The sequence below is a fragment of the Curtobacterium sp. PhB78 genome, assembly GCF_003751685.1.
Lineage (GTDB): Bacteria > Actinomycetota > Actinomycetes > Actinomycetales > Microbacteriaceae > Curtobacterium.
Genome location: NZ_RKIA01000006.1, coordinates 164,322 through 186,959 on the forward strand (window position 1 = coordinate 164,322; position 22,638 = coordinate 186,959).

At 70.2% G+C, this 22,638-nt stretch carries 20 protein-coding genes; 17 read left to right on the plus strand and 3 right to left on the minus strand.

All coding sequences use genetic code 11. From position 1 onward, the window contains the following. Window positions 1-59: 59 nt before the first annotated feature. The 15 genes from EDF53_RS15075 to EDF53_RS15145 all read left to right on the plus strand — a co-directional run bounded on the left by EDF53_RS15075 (window position 60) and on the right by EDF53_RS15145 (window position 18,262). Window positions 60-323, plus strand: a complete 264-nt coding sequence (locus EDF53_RS15075; RefSeq protein WP_111084162.1) for a phosphoribosyl-ATP diphosphatase — start codon at window positions 60-62, stop codon at window positions 321-323. Window positions 324-393: 70 nt separating this feature from the next. After that, window positions 394-1,233 carry an ATP phosphoribosyltransferase gene (gene hisG, locus EDF53_RS15080; protein WP_111083926.1) on the plus strand — a complete coding sequence of 280 codons (840 nt, stop codon included), beginning with the start codon at window positions 394-396 and terminating at the stop codon, window positions 1,231-1,233. After that, window positions 1,230-2,015 (plus strand): imidazole glycerol phosphate synthase subunit HisF, encoded by a 786-nt coding sequence (hisF, locus tag EDF53_RS15085; RefSeq protein ID WP_243692450.1) that lies wholly within the window; start codon window positions 1,230-1,232, stop codon window positions 2,013-2,015. The genes hisG and hisF overlap by 4 nt, the downstream gene beginning before the upstream one ends. Before the next feature lie 43 nt (window positions 2,016-2,058). Then, window positions 2,059-2,457 (plus strand): phosphoribosyl-AMP cyclohydrolase, encoded by a 399-nt coding sequence (gene hisI / locus EDF53_RS15090; RefSeq protein WP_123294326.1) that lies wholly within the window; start codon window positions 2,059-2,061, stop codon window positions 2,455-2,457. Next, window positions 2,454-3,998 carry an anthranilate synthase component I gene (locus EDF53_RS15095; protein WP_123294327.1) on the plus strand — a complete coding sequence of 515 codons (1,545 nt, stop codon included), beginning with the start codon at window positions 2,454-2,456 and terminating at the stop codon, window positions 3,996-3,998. The genes hisI and EDF53_RS15095 overlap by 4 nt, the downstream gene beginning before the upstream one ends. Continuing rightward, the gene (locus tag EDF53_RS15100; protein WP_123294328.1) at window positions 3,995-4,660 is read left to right on the plus strand and encodes a Trp biosynthesis-associated membrane protein; all 666 of its coding nucleotides are present in this window, start codon (window positions 3,995-3,997) and stop codon (window positions 4,658-4,660) included. Before EDF53_RS15095 ends, EDF53_RS15100 begins: the two co-directional genes overlap by 4 nt. Continuing rightward, window positions 4,657-4,896 (plus strand): HGxxPAAW family protein, encoded by a 240-nt coding sequence (locus EDF53_RS19435; RefSeq protein ID WP_159571188.1) that lies wholly within the window; start codon window positions 4,657-4,659, stop codon window positions 4,894-4,896. The genes EDF53_RS15100 and EDF53_RS19435 overlap by 4 nt, the downstream gene beginning before the upstream one ends. A 16-nt stretch (window positions 4,897-4,912) precedes the next feature. Continuing rightward, window positions 4,913-5,698, plus strand: coding sequence for an indole-3-glycerol phosphate synthase TrpC (gene trpC / locus EDF53_RS15110; protein ID WP_123294446.1), 786 nt, complete (start codon window positions 4,913-4,915; stop codon window positions 5,696-5,698). A gap of 64 nt (window positions 5,699-5,762) precedes the next feature. Continuing rightward, complete coding sequence (gene trpB, locus EDF53_RS15115) at window positions 5,763-6,977, plus strand: tryptophan synthase subunit beta (RefSeq protein ID WP_123294329.1); 1,215 nt, start codon at window positions 5,763-5,765, stop codon at window positions 6,975-6,977. After that, complete coding sequence (gene trpA / locus EDF53_RS15120) at window positions 6,974-7,768, plus strand: tryptophan synthase subunit alpha (RefSeq protein WP_123294330.1); 795 nt, start codon at window positions 6,974-6,976, stop codon at window positions 7,766-7,768. Before trpB ends, trpA begins: the two co-directional genes overlap by 4 nt. Before the next feature lie 98 nt (window positions 7,769-7,866). Then, a complete protein-coding gene (gene lgt / locus EDF53_RS15125; protein WP_123294331.1) occupies window positions 7,867-8,865 on the plus strand; it encodes a prolipoprotein diacylglyceryl transferase in 999 nt (332 codons plus the stop codon). A gap of 202 nt (window positions 8,866-9,067) precedes the next feature. Next, the gene (gene gltB, locus EDF53_RS15130) at window positions 9,068-13,585 is read left to right on the plus strand and encodes a glutamate synthase large subunit (RefSeq protein WP_123294447.1); all 4,518 of its coding nucleotides are present in this window, start codon (window positions 9,068-9,070) and stop codon (window positions 13,583-13,585) included. Between the two features lie 53 nt (window positions 13,586-13,638). After that, the gene (locus EDF53_RS15135; protein WP_123294332.1) at window positions 13,639-15,096 is read left to right on the plus strand and encodes a glutamate synthase subunit beta; all 1,458 of its coding nucleotides are present in this window, start codon (window positions 13,639-13,641) and stop codon (window positions 15,094-15,096) included. Between the two features lie 157 nt (window positions 15,097-15,253). Further along, window positions 15,254-16,699 carry a pyruvate kinase gene (pyk, locus tag EDF53_RS15140; RefSeq protein ID WP_123294333.1) on the plus strand — a complete coding sequence of 482 codons (1,446 nt, stop codon included), beginning with the start codon at window positions 15,254-15,256 and terminating at the stop codon, window positions 16,697-16,699. A 468-nt stretch (window positions 16,700-17,167) separates the two neighbouring features. Beyond that, window positions 17,168-18,262 (plus strand): VIT1/CCC1 transporter family protein, encoded by a 1,095-nt coding sequence (locus EDF53_RS15145; protein WP_123294334.1) that lies wholly within the window; start codon window positions 17,168-17,170, stop codon window positions 18,260-18,262. A gap of 18 nt (window positions 18,263-18,280) precedes the next feature. Here the strand turns inward: EDF53_RS15145 and EDF53_RS15150 are convergent, their stop codons facing one another. Next, window positions 18,281-18,820: an HdeD family acid-resistance protein gene (locus tag EDF53_RS15150; protein ID WP_185021071.1), complete on the minus strand. Its 540-nt coding sequence runs from the start codon at window positions 18,818-18,820 to the stop codon at window positions 18,281-18,283. 182 nt (window positions 18,821-19,002) lie between these two features. On the opposite strand from EDF53_RS15150, the gene EDF53_RS15155 reads away from it, so the two are divergent. Continuing rightward, entirely contained in the window at window positions 19,003-20,544 is a 1,542-nt protein-coding gene (locus tag EDF53_RS15155) for an aldehyde dehydrogenase family protein (RefSeq protein ID WP_123294335.1), read from the plus strand. Continuing rightward, window positions 20,544-20,936, plus strand: coding sequence for a DUF779 domain-containing protein (locus EDF53_RS15160; RefSeq protein WP_123294336.1), 393 nt, complete (start codon window positions 20,544-20,546; stop codon window positions 20,934-20,936). The genes EDF53_RS15155 and EDF53_RS15160 overlap by 1 nt, the downstream gene beginning before the upstream one ends. Here the strand turns inward: EDF53_RS15160 and EDF53_RS15165 are convergent. Together EDF53_RS15165 and EDF53_RS15170 are read right to left on the minus strand one after the other, a co-directional pair. Further along, window positions 20,917-22,008, minus strand: coding sequence for a site-specific integrase (locus tag EDF53_RS15165; protein WP_185021072.1), 1,092 nt, complete (start codon window positions 22,006-22,008; stop codon window positions 20,917-20,919). The genes EDF53_RS15160 and EDF53_RS15165 overlap by 20 nt on opposite strands. Then, window positions 21,995-22,582, minus strand: coding sequence for a helix-turn-helix transcriptional regulator (locus EDF53_RS15170; RefSeq protein ID WP_123294338.1), 588 nt, complete (start codon window positions 22,580-22,582; stop codon window positions 21,995-21,997). Before EDF53_RS15170 ends, EDF53_RS15165 begins: the two co-directional genes overlap by 14 nt. Window positions 22,583-22,638 lie beyond the last annotated feature (56 nt).

Genomic DNA, 22,638 nt, shown 5'->3' on the forward strand with positions numbered 1-22,638 from the left:
GCGCGACCCGTCCGGACGGTACGTCGGCAGCGTCAGCGGAGACCGGTAGCCTGGACCGCGTGAAGACGTTCGACGACCTGTTCCAGGAGCTCACCGAGAAGGCGCGTACGCGCCCCGAGGGCTCCGGCACCGTCGCCGAACTGGACGCCGGCGTGCACCAGATCGGCAAGAAGATCGTGGAAGAAGCGGCCGAGGTCTGGATGGCGGCCGAGTACGAGGGCGACGAGCGCACCTCGGAGGAGATCTCGCAGCTCGTGTACCACCTGCAGGTCCTCATGGTCGCGAAGGGGCTGTCCCCGGCGGACATCTGGCGACATCTGTAGGACGCGCTCGGGCACTGCCCCTGCACCGACCTCGATCCGCCACGACCCCGACCAGAAAGCAGACCCCCTGATGCTCCGCATCGCCGTGCCCAACAAGGGCTCCCTGTCCGAGACCGCGTCCGACATGCTGCGCGAGGCCGGGTACGCCGGTCGCCGCGACCCGAAGGCGCTGCACCTGCTCGACGAGCGCAACGGCGTCGAGTTCTTCTTCCTCCGCCCTCGGGACATCGCGACCTACGTCGGCTCCGGCGCACTCGACGTCGGGATCACCGGCCGTGACCTGCTGCTCGACTCCGGTTCCGAGGCGCACGAGGTCGATGCGCTCGGCTTCGCCGACTCCACCTTCCGCTTCGCCGGCACGCCCGGCAGGTACAGCACCCTGCAGGACCTCGACGGCGTCCGCGTCGCGACGAGCTACCCGGGCCTGGTCGGCGACTTCCTCGCCCGCCACGGGGTGACGGCGACGCTCGTCAAGCTCGACGGGGCCGTCGAGAGCGCGGTGCGTCTCGGTGTCGCCGACGCCGTGGCCGACGTGGTGTCGACGGGCAGCACGCTGCGGCAGGCCGGCCTCGAGATCTTCGGTCCGGTCATCCTCGAGTCGACCGCGCTACTGGTGTCGACCGACGAGACGATCCCGGGCATCGACGTGCTCCGCCGTCGACTGCAGGGTGTGCTCGTCGCGCGCGGCTACGTCATGCTCGACTACGACATCCCCACCGCGCTGCTCGAGCAGGCGACGGCAGTCGCGTCCGGCATCGAGTCGCCGACGGTCTCGCCGCTGCACGGCCGCGACTGGTCCGCGGTGCGCGTGATGATCCCGCGCGACGACGCGAACCTCATCATGGACGCCCTGTACGACCTCGGTGCCCGCGCCATCCTCGTCAGCCCGATCCACGCGGCCCGGCTGTGACCGCGGCAGCCACGGCGCCGGGCGGCGTGGCCGTCCGCGTCATCCCGTGCCTCGACGTCAAGGGCGGCCGGGTCGTCAAGGGCGTGAACTTCCTCGACCTCCAGGACGCCGGTGACCCGGTCGAGCTCGCCGCGCGCTACTACGAGCAGGGCGCCGACGAGCTGACCTTCCTCGACGTCGGTGCCACGGTCGAGAACCGCGCCACGATGTACGACACGGTCACCCGCACCGCCGAGCAGGTGTTCATCCCGCTCACGGTCGGTGGCGGCGTCCGTTCCGTCGACGACGTGTCCCGCCTGCAGCAGTGCGGCGCGGACAAGATCGGCGTGAACAGCGCCGCGATCGCCCGGCCCGACCTCGTCGGCGAGATCGCCGACCGGTTCGGTGCGCAGGCCGTCGTGCTGTCGCTCGACGTCAAGCGCTCCGACCGGACCGCGTCCGGCTTCGTGGTCACCACGCACGGCGGCCGCACCGAGACCGACATCGACGCGATCGCCTGGGCGCGCGACGCCGTCGAGCGGGGTGCGGGGGAGCTGCTCGTCAACTCCATCGACGCGGACGGCACGAAGAACGGGTTCGACCTCGAGCTCGTCGCCGCGGTGCGGTCGGTCGCGCGGGTCCCGGTCATCGCCTCGGGAGGCGCGGGTCGGGTCGACCACTTCGCCCCGGCCGTCGACGCGGGTGCGGATGCCCTCCTCGCCGCGTCCGTCTTCCACCGTGGCGAGATGACGGTGGGCGACGTCAAGGCCGCGCTGCGCGCGACCGGCCACGCCGTCCGCTGAACCGCCGCCGCCCGCTGATCCGCCGCCGTAGGCTAGGAGTCTCATGACCGACAGCACCAGCACCGACACCGACGCGGTCCTCGACCGCGCACGTTTCGGTGCGGACGGGCTGCTCCCCGCCATCGTGCAAGAGGAGTCGTCGAAGGACGTCCTCATGCTCGGGTACATGGACCGGGAAGCGCTCCGCCGCACCCTCACCGAGGGGCGCGTGACCTTCTGGTCGCGGTCGCGGAACGAGTACTGGCGGAAGGGCGACACGTCGGGGCACGCGCAGTACGTGCGCGACGCGGCGTTCGACTGCGACGCCGACACCTTGCTCGTCACCGTGCAGCAGGTCGGGGCCGCGTGCCACACCGGAGCGCACCGCTGCTTCGACGTCGATCCGCTCGCGCCCGTGACCATGTCTGCCCCGGTCGACACGGCAGTGGAGGCGACCCGATGACGACCGCGACGATCTCCGATGCGCCGCACACGACCTCCCGGCCGGAGTTCGACGCTCTGCTGAGCGACCACCGCGTCGTCCCGGTGGTGCGCGCGCTCTACGCCGACAGCGAGACGCCGGTGGGTGTCTACCGGAAGCTCGCCGACGGCCGGCCCGGGTCGTTCCTGCTGGAGTCCGCGGGCCAGGGCGGCCTCTGGTCGCGCTGGTCGTTCGTCGGTGTGCGCAGCTTCGGCGTCCTCACGCAGGAGGGCGACCGCGCCGCCTGGATCGACACCGGCATCGACGCCGAACGTGCGGTCGGCTCACTCGACGGCGAACCGCTCGAGGTCCTGGCACGCTTGCACGAGCGCTGGGCCACCCCGCGGGTGCCCGGCTCCCCGCCGCTCGTCGGCGGGACGGTCGGGTTCATCGGGTGGGAGGCCGTGCGCCAGCTCGAGCACCTGCCGAACGTGCCGCCGGCCGACTTCGACGTGCCCGGACAGGCGCTGTCCTTCGTCTCCGAGCTCGTCGCGCTCGACCACCGCACGGGGCTCGTCCTGCTCGTCGCGAGCGTGCTGAACGACGGCACCGACGACGCCGACACGCTCTGGTCCGACGCGCAGCGCCGCCTCGACCGCCTGCAGGCCGACCTCGTCCAGCCGAGCGTCGCGACCGTCGCCGAGGCGTTCGAGATCGCCGAGCCGACGCCGACGCACCGTTCCACGCCGGACGAGTACATGGCCGCGGTGGAGCGCTCGAAGGAGTTCATCCGCGACGGCGACGTGTTCCAGGTCGTGATCTCGCAGCGCTTCGACCACGAGGTGACCGCCGACCCGCTCGACGTGTACCGGGTCCTCCGGACGTTGAACCCGAGTCCGTACATGTACTTCCTGGCCCTGGCGGACACCGCCGACGAGCGGTACTGGATCGTCGGCGCCTCGCCGGAGGCCCTGGTGAAGGTGCAGTCCGGCCGCGCCATCACGCACCCGATCGCCGGGTCGCGTCCACGTGGTGCGACCCCGGAAGAGGACGTCCGCTTCGGCGACGACCTGCTCGACGACCCGAAGGAACGCGCCGAGCACCTGATGCTCGTCGACCTGGCCCGCAACGACCTGCAGAAGGTCTGCGAGCCCGGTACCGTCGCGGTCACCGAGTTCATGACGGTCGAGCGCTTCAGTCACATCATGCACCTGGTGTCGAGCGTCGAGGGTGCGGTGCGTCCGGGGATGTCCGCCATCGACGTGTTCCGGGCGACGTTCCCGGCCGGCACCCTGTCCGGTGCGCCGAAGCCCCGCGCGCTGGAGATCATCGACGAGCTCGAGCCGGCGAAGCGCGGTGCCTACGCCGGTGTCGTCGGCTACTTCGACTTCGCCGGTGACGCGGACATCGCGATCGCGATCCGCACCGCCCTGATCAAGGACGGCGTGGCACGGGTGCAGGCCGGTGCCGGCCTGGTGGCGGACTCCGACCCGGCCACCGAGCACGAGGAGACCATCAACAAGGCGGCGGCACCCCTGCGGGCCGTGGCCACGGCGAACCGGATGCGCGAGGTGCGCTCGTGAAGCGCTCGCGCCCGATCGTCGTCGTCGCCGGACTGCTCGTCGCCGGCATCATGATGCTCGCGTGGACGCAGACCTGGTTCACGGTGGACCTGCACGCCGGTGCGGCAGTCACCTCGACGGTCGACGCCGACGGGGCCGCGGTCGTGCCGCAGTACACCGCCCTGGCGATCGCGAGCCTGGCCCTGTTCCTCGCGATGACCATCGCCGGCCGGGTGCTGCGCATCGTGCTCGCGTGCGTCGAGATCCTGCTCGGACTCGGCGTCGTGGTCAGCGGCATCACCGCACTCGGTGACCCGGTCGCCGCGGCGAAGGGTGCCGTCGGCGCGGTGGCCGGGGTCAGCGACCTGACCGCCGTGCGCCGCGTCGTGTCCGGCGTCGACGTGTCGCTCTGGCCGGCCGTCGGCATCGCCGGTGGGGTCCTGGCCGTCCTGCTCGGTGTCGTCGTCATCGTGGTGCAGCGTGCGTGGCCCGGTCCGAGCCGGAAGTACGGCGCGGCGACCGCGGGAGCCGCCGCCGACGCCCGCGCCGCAGCCCCGGTCGTGCGCGACGCCGTCGTGGACTGGGACGACCTCAGTGCTGGGGTCGACCCGACCGACGGCACGGTAGGATCGGATGGGCGTCGGTCGACCGACGACGCCGGAGCAGAACGAGGAGCACCGTGAGCAACACTGAGCCCGCAGAACTCGGCGAAGGCCACTCGCCGGCCGCCTGGACCGCCGTCGTGATCATGCTGATCGGATTCGCGGCAGGCACGCTGTTCTTCTGGTTCGACCAGCCGTGGGGCGTCTGGGTCTCCGCTGCCGTCGTCGTCATCGGTCTGGTCATCGGCGCGGTCATGGCCAAGGCCGGCTACGGCGTGAACGGCCCGAAGTACGTCGCCAAGCACCACGCCGAGTAGGACTCGCATGCCGAACGTGCTCGAGACCCTCGTCGCGGGCGCGCTCGAGGACGCCGCCGCCCGTCGCGTCGACCGCCCGTACTCGGACGTCGAACGCGACCTCGACCGGGTGGCGTCGCCGCTCGACGCCCTCGCGTTCCTCGCCCCGGGCGACCGGGTGAAGATCCTCGCCGAGGTCAAGCGCGCCAGCCCGTCCCGTGGCTCGATGGCCCCCATCGAGGACCCGGCCGCACTCGCAGCCGACTACGAGCGCGGTGGCGCGTCGACGATCAGCGTCCTGACCGAGGGACGCAAGTTCCTCGGCAGTCTCGCCGACCTCGAAGCCGTCAAAGCCCGCGTGGGCATCCCCGTGCTGCGCAAGGACTTCATCGCCGACCCGTACCAGGTCGTCGAGGCCCGGGCCGCCGGAGCCGACGTCGTGCTGCTCATCGTGGCCGCGCTCGAGCAGCAGCAGCTGGTCGAGCTCCACACGCTGGCCGAAGAGCTCGGCATGCGCGTGCTGGTCGAAGCGCACTCCGCCGACGAGGTCTCCCGTGGCCTCGACGCCGGTGCGCGGATCCTCGGCGTCAACGCGCGCGACCTCACCGACTTCTCGCTCGACCGCGACCTCTTCGGGTCGCTCGCCGACCGCATCCCCGACGGGGTCGTGCGCGTCGCCGAGTCCGCCGTCGCCGGTCCCGCCGACGTCGCCCACTACCGCGCAGCGGGTGCCGACGTCGTCCTGGTCGGGGAAGCCCTCGTCACGGGTGCCGACCCCGCCACCACCCTCGCGTCGTTCATCGAGGCCGCCGACCGCGGCTGAACGTTCCACCCGTCCGACCACCGGCACCGCCGGTCGCGTCGGACACGTCCCGGGAAGACCCATCGTGACCTCACTCCGCGACCTGCACGGCCCGTACTTCGGTGACTTCGGCGGACGCTTCGTCCCCGAGTCGCTCGTCCTGGCGCTCGACGAGCTCGAGGCAGCCTTCCGCACGGCCTGGGCTGACCCGGCCTTCCGTGCCGAGCTCGACGAGCTCCAGCGCGACTACACCGGTCGTCCGTCGATCATCACCGAGGTGCCGCGGTTCGCGAAGCACGCCGGTGGTGCCCGCGTGATCCTCAAGCGCGAGGACCTGAACCACACCGGGTCGCACAAGATCAACAACGTGCTCGGTCAGGCGCTCGTGGCCCGTCGACTCGGCAAGACCCGCCTCATCGCGGAGACCGGTGCCGGCCAGCACGGCGTGGCCACAGCGACCGCTGCGGCGCTGTTCGGCATGGACTGCGTCGTGTACATGGGTGCCGTCGACACCGAGCGGCAGGCGCTCAACGTCGCCCGGATGCGCCTGCTCGGCGCCGAGGTGATCCCGGTCGAGACCGGATCGCGCACGCTGAAGGACGCCATCAACGAGGCGCTCCGTGACTGGGTGGCGAACGTCGACTCGACCCACTACCTGCTCGGCACGGTCGCCGGCCCGCACCCGTTCCCCGAGATGGTGCGCGAGTTCCACAAGGTGATCGGTGAAGAGGCCCGGCAGCAGGTCCTCGACCGCGTCGGGCGTCTCCCCGACGCCGTCGCCGCGTGCGTCGGTGGCGGCTCGAACGCGATGGGGATCTTCGAGGCGTTCCTCGACGACGAGTCCGTCGCGCTGCACGGCTTCGAGGCCGGTGGCGACGGCGTGGAGACCGGTCGGCACGCCGCGAGCATCACGCTCGGTCGCGAAGGCGTCCTGCAGGGCGCGAAGTCCTACCTCATGCAGGACGAGGACGGCCAGACCATCGAGAGCCACAGCATCTCCGCCGGGCTCGACTACCCGAGCGTCGGGCCGGAGCACGCCTACCTGGCGTCGATCGGTCGCGCACAGTACGCGCCGATCACCGACACCGAGGCGATGGAGGCGTTCCGGCTGCTCAGCCAGACCGAGGGCATCATCCCGGCGATCGAGTCGGCGCACGCGCTCGCGGGTGCGATGAAGCTCGGCAAGGAGCTCGGCCCCGAGGGGGTCGTGCTCGTGAACCTGTCCGGCCGTGGTGACAAGGACGTGGCGTCCGCCAGTCGCTACTTCGGCATCCTCGACGAGAACGCGGTGCAGCTGTGACCACGAACCAGACCGTCGCCACGACGATCGACACCGCCAACGCCGAGCGTGCCGGGGCCGTCGTCGGCTACCTGCCCGCCGGGTACCCCGACGTGCAGACCAGCGTCGACGCTGCCGTCGCCCTCGCCGAGAACGGCGTGGACGTCATCGAGCTCGGCCTGCCGTACTCCGACCCCGTCATGGACGGCCCGGTCATCCAGCGTGCGGCCGAGGAGAGCCTGGCCAACGGCTTCCGGGTCGCGCAGGTCTTCGATGCCGTGCACCAGATCACCGAGCGCGCCGACGTGCCGGTGCTCGTGATGACGTACTGGAACCCGGTCCTCCGCTACGGCGTGGACCGCTTCGCCGACGACCTCGTCGCCGCCGGAGCCGCGGGCCTCATCACGCCCGACCTGATCCCGGACGAAGCCGCCGAGTGGATGGCCTCGTCGGAGCGGACCGGCCTGGACCGCGTGTTCCTCGCGGCACCGTCCTCGTCCGACTCCCGGATGCAGCAGGCGGTGCAGGCGAGCCGCGGGTTCGTCTACGCCGTCTCGACGATGGGCGTCACCGGAGCACGGGCCGGCGTCGACGTCGCTGCACGCACCGTGGTGTCGCGGCTCCGTGACGCTGGCGTCGCGCGCACCTGCGTGGGCCTCGGCATCTCGACGGCCGAGCAGGTCGCCGAGGTCCTGGAGTACGCCGACGGCGCGATCGTCGGCTCGGCGTTCGTCCGCGCACTGGCCGACCTCGGGGTGCAGGGGGTCGCCGACCGCGCGGCCGACCTCACCACCGGTGCCCGCCGCTCCTAGTCCAGTTCCTGGCGGGCCCACGACCCGCGCTACAGTGAGCGGGGCCGACGACACGTCGACACCGCGCCCCGTCAGTTCCGAAAGGCGACCGTTCCTCCATGCCCCTCCTGAGCATCCCGAGCCCGAGCACCGCCTGGCAGTACTTCGACCTGACCGCCTGGCTGCGCGACGTGTTCGGTTGGTCGCTGCCGCTCGACTTCCGCATCCACGCGTACGCGATCTGCATCCTGCTCGGGATCGTCGCCGCGGTCCTGCTCGCGAACCGCCGCCTCAACGCGCGCGGCGTCGAGCGTTGGATCATCATCGACATCGCGATCTGGGCGGTGCCCGCCGGCATCATCGGCGGCCGGCTCTTCCACGTGTTCACGCACGTGTCGGACTACTTCGGCCCCGGCATCGACCCGCTGTCCTTCCTGTACATCTGGGAGGGCGGGCTCGCCATCTTCGGCGCCCTGATCCTCGGGTCCGTCGGCGCCTGGATCGGCTGCCGCCAGGTCGGCCTGCGGTTCACGTCGTTCATCGATGCGGTGGTGCCCGGGGTGCTGCTCGCACAGGCGTTCGGTCGGCTCGGGAACTACTTCAACCACGAGCTCTTCGGCATGCCGACCAGCCTGCCGTGGGGCCTGCAGATCGAGTCGACGAACGCCGCGTTCCCGAAGGGCCTGCCCGAGGGCACGCTGTTCCACCCGACGTTCCTCTACGAGATCATCTGGAACGTCCTGGGTGTCGTCGTCATCCTGCTGCTCGACCGCAAGTTCACGCTCCAGTGGGGCAAGGTCCTCGCCCTGTACCTGATCTGGTACGGCGTCGGCCGGTCCTTCCTCGAGTCGATCCGCGTCGACACGAGCGAGACCTTCGCGGGCATCCGTACCAACGTCTGGATGTCGTTCGCGGCCATCCTGCTCGGGATCGTCATCTTCATCGTGCAGACCCGTCGGCACACCGGCAAGGAGCCGAGCCCGTACCTGCCCGGTCGCGAGCCGCGTCCGAAGTCCGATGTAGACTCCGACGACACCTTCTCGGAGCACGAGGACGACGACGAACGCCTCGTCGCCCAGGGCTCCGGAGCGGTCACGACTCCCACTGATCGCGCCTAGGAGCACTCCTCCCCGCCACAAGCGGGGCACGGGCACCAGTCCCGCCCGTCTGGGCGGAACGCACCACCGGGCCACCGCTGTCCCTGTTCCACTTCCTCGTGAGGACGGTTCCCCCATGGCGCTCCAGCCACTCCAGCCCTCGGCACCGAAGTCCCTCGTGCCGCCGCACCGTCGGTTCTCGGCGGTCCCCGACGCCACCGGCATGTACGACCCGGCGAACGAGAAGGACGCCTGCGGTCTCGCGATGGTCGCGACGCTGCGCGGGACGCCCGGCCACGACATCGTCGACGCTGCACTCGGCGCCCTCCGCAACCTCGAGCACCGCGGTGCCGTCGGTTCGGACGCCGGTACGGGCGACGGCGCGGGCATCCTGTGCCAGGTGCCGGACGAGTTCCTGCGCGCCGTGGTGCCGTTCGACCTGCCGGCGGCGGGGGAGTTCGCGGTCGGCACGGCCTACCTGCCGACCGACGAGGGCGACCGGCACGCCGTCAAGGGCGCCGTCGAACGACTGGCGCGCGAAGAGGGCCTCAAGGTCCTCGGCTGGCGCGAGGTCCCGGTGCGCCCCGAGGTGCTCGGCACCCTGGCACGTGCGGCCATGCCGGCGTTCGAGCAGCTGTTCGTCGCCTCGGTGCGCCACGACGTGCACGGCGCCTCGTGGAGCGGCATCGCGCTGGACCGCCAGACCTACCGGCTGCGCAAGCGCGCCGAGCACGCGAACGACCTGTACTTCATGTCGCTGTCGAGTCGCACCATGGTCTACAAGGGCATGGTCACGACGCTGCAGCTCGAGCCGTTCTACCCGGACCTCAGCGACGAGCGCTTCGCGTCGAAGCTCGCGATCGTGCACTCGCGCTACTCGACCAACACGTTCCCGTCGTGGCCGCTCGCGCAGCCCTTCCGGACGATCGCGCACAACGGTGAGATCAACACGGTGCGCGGCAACCGCAACTGGATGCGCGCACGCCAGTCGCAGCTCGAGAGCGAACTGCTTGGCGACGTCGCGCCGCTGCTGCCGATCGTCAGCCCCGGTGCGAGCGACTCGGCGTCGTTCGACGAGGTCCTCGAGCTCCTGACCCTGACCGGCCGGACGCTGCCGCACGCGGTGTCGATGATGGTGCCGGAGGCCTGGGAGAACCAGGTCGGGATGGACCCGGAGCTGCGGGCGTTCTACGAGTACCACTCGATGCTCATGGAGCCGTGGGACGGTCCAGCCGCCATCACCTTCACCGACGGCTCGCTCGTCGGCGCGACCCTCGACCGCAACGGGCTGCGTCCCGGGCGCTTCCTCGTCACCGACGACGGGCTCATCGTCATGGGGTCGGAGACCGGTGTCATCGACGTGCCCGCCGCGAAGGTCGTCCGCAAGGGCCGTCTGCGCCCCGGCCGGATGTTCCTGGTCGACACCGAGGCCGGCCGCATCATCGAGGACGACGAGGTCAAGCGGGGCCTGGCGTCCTCCGGTCCCTGGGGCGAATGGCTCGACGAGGGCCGCATCAACCTGAACGACCTGCCCGACCGCGAGCACATCGTGCACACCCCGGCATCGGTCACCCGTCGGCAGCGTGCGTTCGGGTACACCGAAGAAGAGGTCCGCATCCTGCTCCGCCCGATGGCGCAGGTGGGCGCGGAGCCGCTCGGTGCGATGGGGTCGGACACCCCGATCGCGGTGCTCTCGCAGCGCCCCCGGCTGCTGTTCGACTACTTCACCCAGCAGTTCGCCCAGGTGACGAACCCGCCGCTCGACTCGATCCGCGAGCAGGTCATCACCTCGATGGGCATGGGCCTCGGTCCGGAGCGCAACCTGCTGTCGGCCGGTCCCGAGCACGCGAAGCAGATCACGCTCGACTTCCCGGTGATCGACAACGACCAGCTCGCCAAGGTGCAGCACTTCGAGACGGAGTCGGGTCGGCACCTGACGGTCACGATCAAGGGCCTGTACCGCGTCGACGCCGGCAAGAAGGCGATGCAGAAGCGCATCGCCGCCGTGTGCGACGAGGTCGACGCCGCGATCGAGTCGGGCAAGCAGTTCATCGTGCTGTCGGACCGCGACGGCAACGCCGAGCAGGCGCCCGTGCCGAGCCTGTTGCTGCTCGCCGCCGTGCACCACCACCTGATCCGCACCGAGCAGCGCATGAAGGTCGGCCTGATCGTCGAGGCCGGCGACGTGCGCGAGGTCCACCACGTGGCGTCCCTCATCGGGTACGGCGCGTCGGCGATCAACCCGTACCTCGCGATGGAGACCTGCGAGAACCTGGTCCGTGCCGGCATGATCACCGGGATCACCCCGGAGCAGGCCGTCAAGAACGTGATCAAGGCGCTCGGCAAGGGCGTCCTGAAGATCATGTCGAAGATGGGCATCTCGACGGTCTCGAGCTACGCCGGTGCCCAGGCGTTCGAAGCCGTGGGGCTCAGCCAGGAGTTCGTCGACAAGTACTTCACCGGCACGTCGTCGATCCTCGGCGGGGTCGACATCGACGTCATCGCGAAGGAGAACGCCGAGCGGCACGCCCAGGCGTACCCGCAGGACGGCGCGGTCCTGTCCCACGAGCGACTGCAGACCGGCGGCGAGTACCAGTGGCGTCGCGAAGGCCCCCCGCACCTGTTCAACCCGGACACCGTCTTCCGGCTGCAGCACGCCACCCGTGCCCGCCGGTACGACATCTTCCGTGAGTACTCGAGCGCCGTGGACGACCAGTCCGAGGAGCTCATGACATTGCGCGGGCTGTTCCGTTTCAAGCACGGGGCGCGGAAGCCCGTCGCGCTCGACGAGGTCGAGTCGATCGAGTCGATCGTCAAGCGCTTCAACACCGGCGCGATGTCGTACGGCTCCATCTCGAAGGAAGCCCACGAGACGCTCGCGATCGCGATGAACCGCCTCGGTGGCCGCTCGAACACGGGTGAGGGCGGCGAGGACGTCGACCGGTTGCTCGACCCCGAGCGCCGCAGTGCGATCAAGCAGGTCGCCTCCGGGCGGTTCGGCGTGACGAGCATGTACCTCACCCACGCCACCGACATCCAGCTGAAGATGGCGCAGGGTGCGAAGCCCGGCGAGGGCGGCCAGCTGCCCCCGCAGAAGGTGTACCCGTGGGTCGCCCGCACCCGGCACGCCACCGCCGGCGTCGGCCTCATCTCGCCGCCGCCGCACCACGACATCTACTCGATCGAGGACCTCAAGCAGCTGATCTTCGACGTGAAGCGCGCCAACCCGGCCGCACGCGTCCACGTGAAGCTCGTGAGCCAGTCCGGTATCGGCGCGGTCGCGGCCGGTGTGACGAAGGCCCTGGCCGACGTCGTGCTCGTGTCCGGACACGACGGTGGCACGGGTGCGTCCCCGCTCAACTCGCTCAAGCACGCCGGCACCCCGTGGGAGATCGGCCTCGCCGAGACGCAGCAGACGCTCATGCTGAACGGCATGCGCGACCGCGTCGTCGTCCAGGTCGACGGTCAGATGAAGACCGGGCGCGACGTCGTCGTGGCAGCCCTGCTCGGCGCCGAGGAGTACGGCTTCGCCACCGCTCCGCTCGTCGTCGAGGGCTGCATCCTGATGCGCGTGTGCCACCTGGACACGTGTCCGGTGGGGGTCGCGACGCAGAACCCCGAGCTCCGCAAGCGCTTCTCCGGCAAGCCCGAGTTCGTCGTGAACTTCTTCGAGTTCATCGCGCAGGAAGTGCGCGAGCTCCTCGCCGAGCTCGGCTTCCGCACCCTCGACGAGGCGATCGGCCGGTCCGACGCCCTCGACGTCGACCGTGCCCTCGAGCACTGGAAGGCGTCAGGGCTCGACCTCGCACCGGTCCTCGCGGGTCCGCACTTCGAGGACGCCGAGCCCCGTCGCCACCAGCGCGAGCAGGACCACGAGCTCGAGCAGCACTTCGACGTGGGGCTGATCCAGCAGACCGCCGACGTGCTCGACCACGGTGGCTCGATCGCGCTCGACCTGCCCATCCGCAACACCGAACGCGCGGTCGGCACGATGCTCGGCCACGAGGTCACCAAGCGGCACGGCGAGCACGGGTTGCCGAGCGGCTCGATCGACGTCACGCTGCGCGGTTCCGCCGGACAGTCGCTCGGCGCGTTCATGCCCGCCGGCATCACCCTGCGCCTCATCGGCGACAGCAACGACTACGTCGGCAAGGGCCTGTCCGGTGGCGAGATCATCGTGCGGCCGGACGCCGGCTCGGGCTTCGACCCGGCGGAGAACGTCATCGCCGGCAACGTGATCGGCTACGGCGCGACCCAGGGCAGCATGTTCATCCGCGGCATCGTGGGCGAGCGCTTCCTGGTGCGCAACTCGGGGGCGACCGCGGTGGTCGAGGGCGTGGGGGACCACGCGCTCGAGTACATGACGGGCGGGCTCGCGCTCATCCTGGGCGAGACCGGTCGGAACCTCGGCGCCGGCATGTCCGGCGGCACCGCGTACGTCCGTGGTCTGCGCGAGGAGCACGTCAACACCGACGCCCTCGCGACCGGTGAACTCCGACTCGAGGCGCTCGACAGCGCCGACGTCGAGATCGTCACCGACCTGCTCATCCGGCACGCCGAGGAGACCGGTTCGACGCTCGCGTCCGACCTGCTCGAGTCCGGCGACCTGAGCGACTTCGTCAAGGTGCTGCCGCGTGACTACGCGGCGGTGCTCGAGACCCGTCAGCGCGCCGTCGACGAGGGGCTCGACCCCGACGGCGACGTCGTCTGGAACAGAATCATGGAGGTGACCGGTGGCTGAGCGTCACGCACGTCTGGAACCGGCAGCGCCCGACACGACCACGGAGGTGACCGGTGGCTGACCCCAAGGGATTCCTCAAGGTCCAGGAACGCGAACTGCCGGCACGGCGCCCCGTGCCCGTCCGGCTCATGGACTGGAAAGAGGTCTACGAGCAGCAGGAGTCCGGTGCCCTCAAGCGCCAGGCCGGCCGCTGCATGGACTGCGGCGTGCCGTTCTGCCACCAGGGCTGCCCTCTCGGCAACCTGATCCCGGAGTGGAACGACCTGACCTGGCGCGGTGAGGGCCGTCAGGCGATCGAGCGGCTGCACGCGACGAACAACTTCCCGGAGTTCACGGGCCGGCTGTGCCCCGCTCCGTGCGAGTCCTCGTGCGTGCTCGGCATCAACCAGCCGCCCGTGACGATCAAGCAGGTCGAGGTCTCGATCATCGACGAGGCGTTCCAGAACGGCTGGGTCACCCCGCACCCGCCGGAGCGCCTGACGGGCAAGACCGTCGCCGTCGTGGGTTCCGGCCCCGCCGGGCTGGCCGCCGCGCAGCAGCTCACGCGTGCCGGGCACACCGTCGCCGTCTACGAGCGCGACGACCGCATCGGCGGGCTGCTCCGCTACGGGATCCCGGACTTCAAGATGGAGAAGCGCCAGATCGACGCGCGCCTGTCCCAGATGCAGGCCGAGGGCACCCGCTTCCGTGCGGGCGTCGAGATCGGCCGCGACATCACCTGGGACGACCTGAAGTCGCGCTACGACGCGGTCGTCGTCGCCACCGGCGCCACGGTGCCGCGCGACCTGCCGATCCCGGGGCGCGACCTCGAGGGCGTGCACTTCGCGATGGACTACCTGGTCCAGCAGAACAAGGCGAACGCCGGCACCCGGGTCGACAACCAGCTGACCGCCGAGGGCAAGCACGTCGTCGTGATCGGCGGCGGTGACACCGGTGCGGACTGCATCGGTACCGCGCACCGGCAGGGCGCCCTAAGCGTGACGAACCTGGCGATCGGCAAGCAGCCGCCGCTGGAGCGTCCGTCCGAGCAGCCGTGGCCGATGTTCCCGACCGTCTTCGAGGTCACGAGCGCCCACGAAGAGGGCGGCGAGCGGCACTTCCTCGCCTCGACCGTCGAGTTCCTGGCGAACGAGGCCGGCGAGGTCCGTGCGCTCCGGGTCGCCGAGACCGAGTACCTCGACGGCCGTCGCGTGCCGAAGGCCGGCTCCGAGCGTGAGATCCCCGCAGACCTCGTCCTCGTCGCGATGGGCTTCACGGGTCCGGAATCCGACACGATCGAGCCGCAGCTCGGTCTGCCGACGACGGTGTCCGGTGCGCTCGACCGCCGCGCCGACTACACGACGAACGAGGCGGGCGTGTTCGTCGCCGGTGACGCCGGCCGCGGGCAGTCCCTGATCGTCTGGGCGATCGCCGAGGGCCGCGCTGCGGCGGCGAAGGTCGACGAGTACCTCGAGGGCTCGACGATCCTGCCGGTGCCGGTGAAGGCGACCGACCGCGCGATGTCGGTCTGAGATGACGGATCGCCGCATGACCAACCACCACCAGATGCTCACCACCCGGTGAGCGAGGGGCCACCAGCACTCGATAAGGTGCTGGTGGCCTCGCTTCGTTCCGCGCGGCCCCACAGCGCGGAAACCAGAGCATCACCCACCACCACGAAGGAATCCATTGAGACGCGCAAAGATCGTTTCGACGCTCGGACCGGCAACGTCGGACTACGAGACCGTCAAGGAGATCATCGAAGCGGGCGTCGACGTCGCCCGACTCAACCTCAGCCACGGTGACTACAGCGTCCACGAGGCCAACTACGTGAACGTCCGTCGCGCTGCCGAGGAGCTCGGCAAGCCGGTCGCGATCCTCGTCGACCTGCAGGGTCCGAAGATCCGTCTGGCCAAGTTCGCCGACGGCCCGCACGACCTGGCGGTCGGCGACGTGTTCACGATCACGACCGAGGACGTCCCCGGCTCCAAGGAGATCTGCGGCACGACGTTCAAGGGCCTGCCCCAGGACGTCAAGCCCGGCGACCCGCTGCTCATCGACGACGGTCGGGTCCGCCTGCGCGTGCTCGACACCGACGGCGTCCGTGTCCGCACCGAGGTCGTCGTCGGCGGCACGGTGTCGAACAACAAGGGCATCAACCTGCCCGGCGTCGCCGTCAACGTCCCGGCGCTGAGCGAGAAGGACGAGGCCGACCTCCGCTGGGGCATCCGCCAGGGCGCCGACCTCATCGCGCTCTCGTTCGTCCGCAACGCCTCGGACGTCGTCCGCGCGCACGAGATCATGGACGAAGAGGGCAAGCGGCTCCCCGTCATCGCGAAGATCGAGAAGCCGCAGGCCGTCGACGCGCTCGAGGAGATCATCGACGCCTTCGACAGCATCATGGTCGCCCGCGGTGACCTCGGCGTCGAGCTCCCGCTCGAGGCCGTCCCGATCGTGCAGAAGCGGGCCGTCGAGCTCGCGCGCCGCATGGCGAAGCCGGTCATCGTCGCGACCCAGATGCTCGAGTCGATGATCTCGTCGCCGATCCCGACCCGCGCCGAGACCTCCGACGTCGCGAACGCCGTCCTCGACGGTGCGGACGCGGTCATGCTCTCGGGCGAGACCAGCGTCGGCGAGTACCCGGTGCAGACCGTCCGCACGATGGCCCGCATCGTCGAGTCGACCGAGGACCACGGCCTCGAGCGCATCGCGCCGCTCGGCACGAAGCCGCGCACCCTCGGTGGTGCGATCACGCTCGCCGCGGTCGAGATCGCGGAGTTCACCGAGGCGTCGTACCTCTGCGTGTTCACCGAGTCCGGCGACTCGGCGCGCCGCATGTCGCGTCTGCGCCACGGCCTGCCGATCATCGCCTTCACCCCGAACGAGGCCACGCGTCGCCGCATGGCGCTCACCTGGGGCGTCCGGTCCTTCCTGGTCGAGCGCAAGACCCACACCGACGAGCTCTTCTCGCAGGTGGACGACGTCCTCCTCGAGAACGGCCTGGCCGCCCCCGGCGACCGCGTCATCGTGACGGCCGGTTCGCCTCCCGGGATCGAGGGCTCGACGAACGACCTGCGCGTGCACCGGGTGGGCGACGCCCACGCCGAGGCCGCTCCGGCCTACGTGCGGGACTGATCCGCAGGATCCCGACGCCGACAGGGCGCGGACAGGAGGCCCGGCGCACGAACACGCGTCGCCTCCGGTCCGCGCCCTGCCGCGTCTCGCCCGGACGCCGGACGCTGGACGCGCCGCGGCTGCGCCCCGCCGTGGTCGTCGCGCCCCCGCACACCGGGGCGCGACGGCGTCTGCGGGGCGCGACAGCCCGGCCCGACACCGACGCCCGTCGCGTCCCATCCGGGCGCGGACGGAAGGCACGGGGCACGTGGTGCGCGCAGCCTCCGGTCCGCGCCCTGTCGCGTCCCGCCGCCAACGTACCCGTGGTGCGCCCCGCCGTGGTCGTCGCGCCCCCACACACCGGGGCGCGACGGCGTCCGCGGGGCGCGGACAGGAGGAACGGCGCACGAACACGCGTCGCCTCCGGTCCGCGCCCTGCCGCGTCTCCACGGCCCTGGTGGTGACCACCGATCGGCCGCAGGCGGCAGGATGGCTGCTGTGAGCCTCCAGACCGAACACCCGACGCCGCGCGCCGACGCCCGCCGCTGGCGCCGCTACCTGGCCGACGAACGCGCCGAGGGCGCGGTCTACCGGAACCTGGCCGCGCGGCGGTCCGGCGAGGAACGCGAGATCCTCGCCGCGCTGGCCGAGGCCGAGGGACGGCACGAGCAGCACTGGCTCGACCTGCTCGGTGACGACGTCGGACGTCCGCAGCGGGGCAGTCTGCGCACCCGGGTCCTCGCGACACTTGCGAAGCGCTTCGGGTCGGTGTTCGTCCTCGCGTTGATGCAGCGCGCCGAGGACCGCTCGCCGTACGCCGACGACGACGACGCGACCGCGAGCATGGCTGCCGACGAGCGCATCCACGGCGAAGTGGTGCGCGGGCTCGCGAACCGCGGACGGATGCGGTTGTCGGGCACCTTCCGTGCGGCGGTCTTCGGCGCCAACGACGGACTCGTGTCGAACCTGGCCCTCATCATCGGCATCAGCGCGTCGGGCGCCGACCGGCACTTCGTGCTGCTGAGCGGCATCGCGGGCCTGCTCGCCGGCGCCCTCTCGATGGGGGCGGGGGAGTACGTCTCGGTCCGGTCGCAGCGCGAGCTGCTCGAGGCGTCCGCACCGCACCCCGAGGCCGGGCGCGCCGTGGCGGACCTCGACGTCGACGCGAACGAGCTGGCCTTGGTGTACCGCGCCCGCGGGATGTCCGAGGCCGAGGCGACCGAGCACGCGGCGCAGGTGCTGTCCGGCATCGATGAGCGACACCCGTCGACCGGTCCGGTCGCCGTCACCGACGACCACGAGGCGGTGGGCAACGGCCTGAGTGCCGCGGTGTCGAGCTTCCTGTTCTTCGCGTCGGGCGCGATCATCCCGGTGCTGCCGTTCCTGTTCGGCATGCAGGGGTGGGCGGCCATCGCGGTCGCCGGCACGCTCGTCGGACTCGCCCTGCTCGGCACCGGTGCGGTCGTCGGCGTGCTGAGCGGTGCGTCGCCGGGAAAGCGGGCGTTCCGGCAGCTGGCGATCGGGTTCGGCGCCGCGGTCGTGACCTACGCGCTCGGGCTGCTGTTCGGGACGGGCACCGCGTAGCGGCGGACGGGGCACCGCCTACCGGCGGACGGCGGCTCGCGGCGGGAGCAGCAGCAGGGCCGCGGCACCGACGACGATGAGGGCGATGCCCGCGAAGACCATGAACACCGTGAGCGCGAGGCCGGGCGCGACGAGCACGACGACACCGCCGAGGATCGACAGCACGCCGCTCACCAGCGTCGGCACCCGGGACGACCCGGGGTGGCCGACGAAGCCGCCCACGATCGACACGATGCCCTCGACCACGAAGCCGACCCCGGCGAGCACGGCGTAGACGACCAGGGGGATCGCGGGGTCGAGCAGCGCGACGAGTCCGGCGACCGCGACGAGCGCACCGACGATCCCGGAGGTCCACCGCCACACCGTCGGCGTCCCGTGCCCGCGCGCCGCAGCCACGACCCGCAGGGCGCCGGCGACGACGAGGTACACGCCGAACAGCAGCGCCACGAGGACGAGCGACGGCCGGGGCCACACGATGGCGACGATCCCCAGGGCGATCGCGACGACCGCCGTGACGACGACGAACACCCGGAACGTGCGGACGGCACGAGAATCCACGGACACTCCTCCTGATCGGACCGCTGGAGTCCCGAACGCTACCCGGCCGACGGCGAGCCGGTGCGGTCCTCGGACTCGAGCGGGCGTGAGCCCGTGCAACCGGATGCAACCCCCGCGGTCGTACGGTGCGAGCAGCACGCGAACCGTGCGTGCCCCGACAGCGTCGTCGAAAGGCCACCACCATGACCATCGCACCATCGCCCACCAGCTACGCCGCACCCGGCGAACCGGGCTCCCTCGTGCAGTACCGATCGCGGTACGACCACTTCATCGGCGGCGAGTACGTCCCGTCGGCGAGCGGGCAGTACTTCGAGAACCCCACCCCCGTCACCGGCAAGGTCTTCACCGAGGTCGCGCGCGGTGACTCCACCGACGTCGACCGTGCGGTGGCGGCGGGCTGGAAGGCGTTCCCGACCTGGGGGCGGACGAGCGCCGCCGAGCGCGCGGTCATCCTCAACAAGATCGCCGACCGGATGGAGGAGCACCTCGAGATGCTCGCCGTCGCCGAGACGTGGGAGAACGGCAAGCCGATCCGCGAGACCCTCGGCGCCGACATCCCGCTCGCGATCGACCACTTCCGGTACTTCGCCGGAGCGATCCGCGCGCAGGAGGGCTCGGCCGGCGAGATCGACCACGACACCGTGGCGTACCACTTCCACGAACCGCTCGGCGTCGTCGGACAGATCATCCCGTGGAACTTCCCGATCCTGATGGCGGTGTGGAAGCTCGCACCGGCCCTGGCCGCGGGCAACTGCGTCGTGCTGAAGCCCGCCGAGCAGACCCCGGCGTCGATCCACGTGCTCGTCGAGCTCATCCGCGACCTCCTGCCCGCCGGCGTGCTCAACGTCGTCAACGGCTTCGGCATCGAGGTCGGCGCACCACTCGCCCAGCACCCGGACATCCGGAAGATCGCGTTCACCGGCGAGACCACCACCGGTCGGCTGATCATGCAGTACGCCTCGCAGAGCCTCATCCCGGTGACGCTCGAGCTCGGCGGCAAGAGCCCGAACGTGTTCTTCCCCGACGTCGCCGCCGAGAAGGACTCGTTCTACGACAAGGCACTCGAGGGCTTCACCTTCTTCAACCTCAACCAGGGCGAGGTCTGCACGTGTCCGTCCCGGGCGCTCGTGGCGAAGGAGATCTACGACGGGTTCGTCGCCGACGGCCTCGACCGGGTGCGCGCCGTCAAGCAGGGCCACCCGCTCGACCTGTCCACGATGATCGGCGCCCAGGCGTCGAACGACCAGCTCGAGAAGATCCTGAGCTACATCGACATCGGCAAGCAGGAGGGCGCGAAGCTGCTCACGGGCGGGGAGCGTGCGGATCTCGGCGGGGAGCTCTCCGGCGGGTACTACGTCACGCCGACGGTGTTCGAGGGCGTCAACTCGATGCGGATCTTCCAGGAGGAGATCTTCGGTCCGGTCCTCGCGCTGACGTCCTTCAGCGGCTACGACGACGCGATCGCCACGGCCAACGACACCCTCTACGGACTCGGTGCCGGGGTGTGGAGTCGCGAGGCCACCACGCTGTACCGCGCCGGCCGTGACATCCAGGCCGGACGGGTGTGGTCGAACACGTACCACCAGTACCCGGCCGGTGCGGCGTTCGGTGGGTACAAGCAGTCCGGCATCGGGCGCGAGAACCACAAGATGATGCTCGACCACTACCAGCAGACGAAGAACCTGCTCGTGTCCTACGCCGATGGTCCGATGGGCTTCTTCTGATGCCCGACACCGCACGCGTGGCGGTCACGCCGGCGGCGGGGGAGCTCCTGCGCACCCTCGCCGCCCGGCACGGCCCGCTGATGTTCCACCAGTCGGGCGGCTGCTGCGACGGATCGAGCCCGATGTGCTACCCCGTCGGCATGTTCCGGACCGGTTCCGGCGACGTGCTGCTCGGGGCGCTCGAGGTCGACGGCATCGACCCCGTCGAGGTGTACATGTCGGTGTCGCAGTTCGAGTACTGGAAGTACACGCACCTCACGATCGACGTCGTCGACGGTCGCGGCGGCGGGTTCTCGGTGGAAAGTCCTGATGGGAAACGCTTTTTGACACGTTCCCGGATGCTTGATGAGACCGAACTGGAGGCCCTTGGTCTCACCCCGCAGCATCGATAGTCCGCGAATCGTCCGCAGAAACCTCAGTTGAGCCGATCAAGTCCGCAGCCGCGGACCTAGTTCGGTCCGCGGCGTCCGGGAAGAGGTGCGCGTAGATGCTGAGGGTGATCGTCGGGGACGCGTGCCCCATCGCCCTCGCAACGGAGACGGGATCAAGCCCGCTACGGATCAAGCCGGACGCGTAGAAGTGCCGGTAATCGTGCGGGGTCAGCCCGCTGACCCCTGCTGACGCGCACGCTTTGTTGAACCATGCGCGAAGTGCTGCGGGGGATGGCGGGCTGCCCGGTAGTAGCCAGCCGCCCTCGTACGCCCCAACTTCGCTCAGGTGGCCGCTGAGGCGTGAAACGAGCGCCGATGGGACTGGCACCGTCCGTTCGCTCCCATGCTTCGGAGCGCAGACCTCACGCCGTCCAGTACGGTTCTGGATCTGCCGCGCGACGTGCACGTTTCGGCGCAGAAAGTCCACATCGCTGACCTGCACTGCAGACGCTTCCCCGATGCGCATCCCAGCGAAGGCCATCAGGTCAAGGAGCGGGCGCAGAAACGGCTCAGCGTGCTCTCGAATGCTCGAAACCTCGGCCGGCGTCGGAATCCGCATCGTGTGCTCGAGTTTGCGAACGGCCGGGAGCCGCAGTCCGAGCGTCGGATCTTTGCCGATATATCCGTCGAGTACGGCACCACGAAGAGCGCCACGGACGTACTTCACTCGTGTGCGGATCGTGGACGCAGCGAGATCCTGTTCGAGCGCCTTGATCCAAGACTCAGCATGGGAGCGCTTCAGCTTGCCGAACGGCACCTCTCGGAACGTGCACGAATCGATAGCGCGATCAGCGGCCCTGATAGTCCCCTCCGACCACACTTGGCGCGGTGCCCACTCCGCGTAGAACGAGGCGAGGGTTGATCGTGACGCCCTGGGATCGACGTAGGACCCGGTTCGAACTGCTGTTGTGACCTCATCGAGCCAGCTTTGGGCGTCCCGCTTGCGGGCGAAGTGCTTGGAGTGCTCCTTGCCCTCATCGTCGCGGTAGCGTGCGCGCCACGCGCCATCAGGGCGCTGCTTAATGCTGGCCATCGTCAACCTCGTCGAGTGCGTCGACCACACCATCGGTGACTGCCCGCAGCACGTCGCGAAGGTGGCCAGCTCCAAGTTTCGTGGTTACAACGAATTCGGGCCCCGACACCTCGGTGTTCGCCCGCCAACGATCCGCGATCCACTTGAGGTAGGAGCCCGCGTCAGTCGGATCATCGAAACGCCCGTCGTGGGCCGCGGTCAGCACGCTCGGGTTGTCGTCGATGAGCGTGCAGGCGTCCACTAGAGCTCGCACTGCGCCGAGGCCGGCTTCCTCCACTCGCTGGAGGTTGTAGTCGACGTAGCGCCGCTGCCGCGCGAAGGCCTTGACGGGCGTCTGAGTCTCTTGAACAAGGTCGCCCAGGTCGAGGTCGAGCACGTCCGCGATGGTCAACGCCTCCGTCAGACGTACGGATCGTGTGCCCTTCTCGATCCGAGACACCGCCGAAGCATCCACGGCCATGCCGGCCTCGGTCAGAAGCTCCGCGAAAGCGCGCTGCGAGATCTCCCTGGCCTGCCGGGCGTCCAGCACGGCGCGCCCGAAAAGCTGGTCGGCGGTGAGTTCTTCGTTGTTCATGTCGACAACGCTATTGCATCGAGGACAACATGCGCTAGTGTTGTTCACACAGCGAC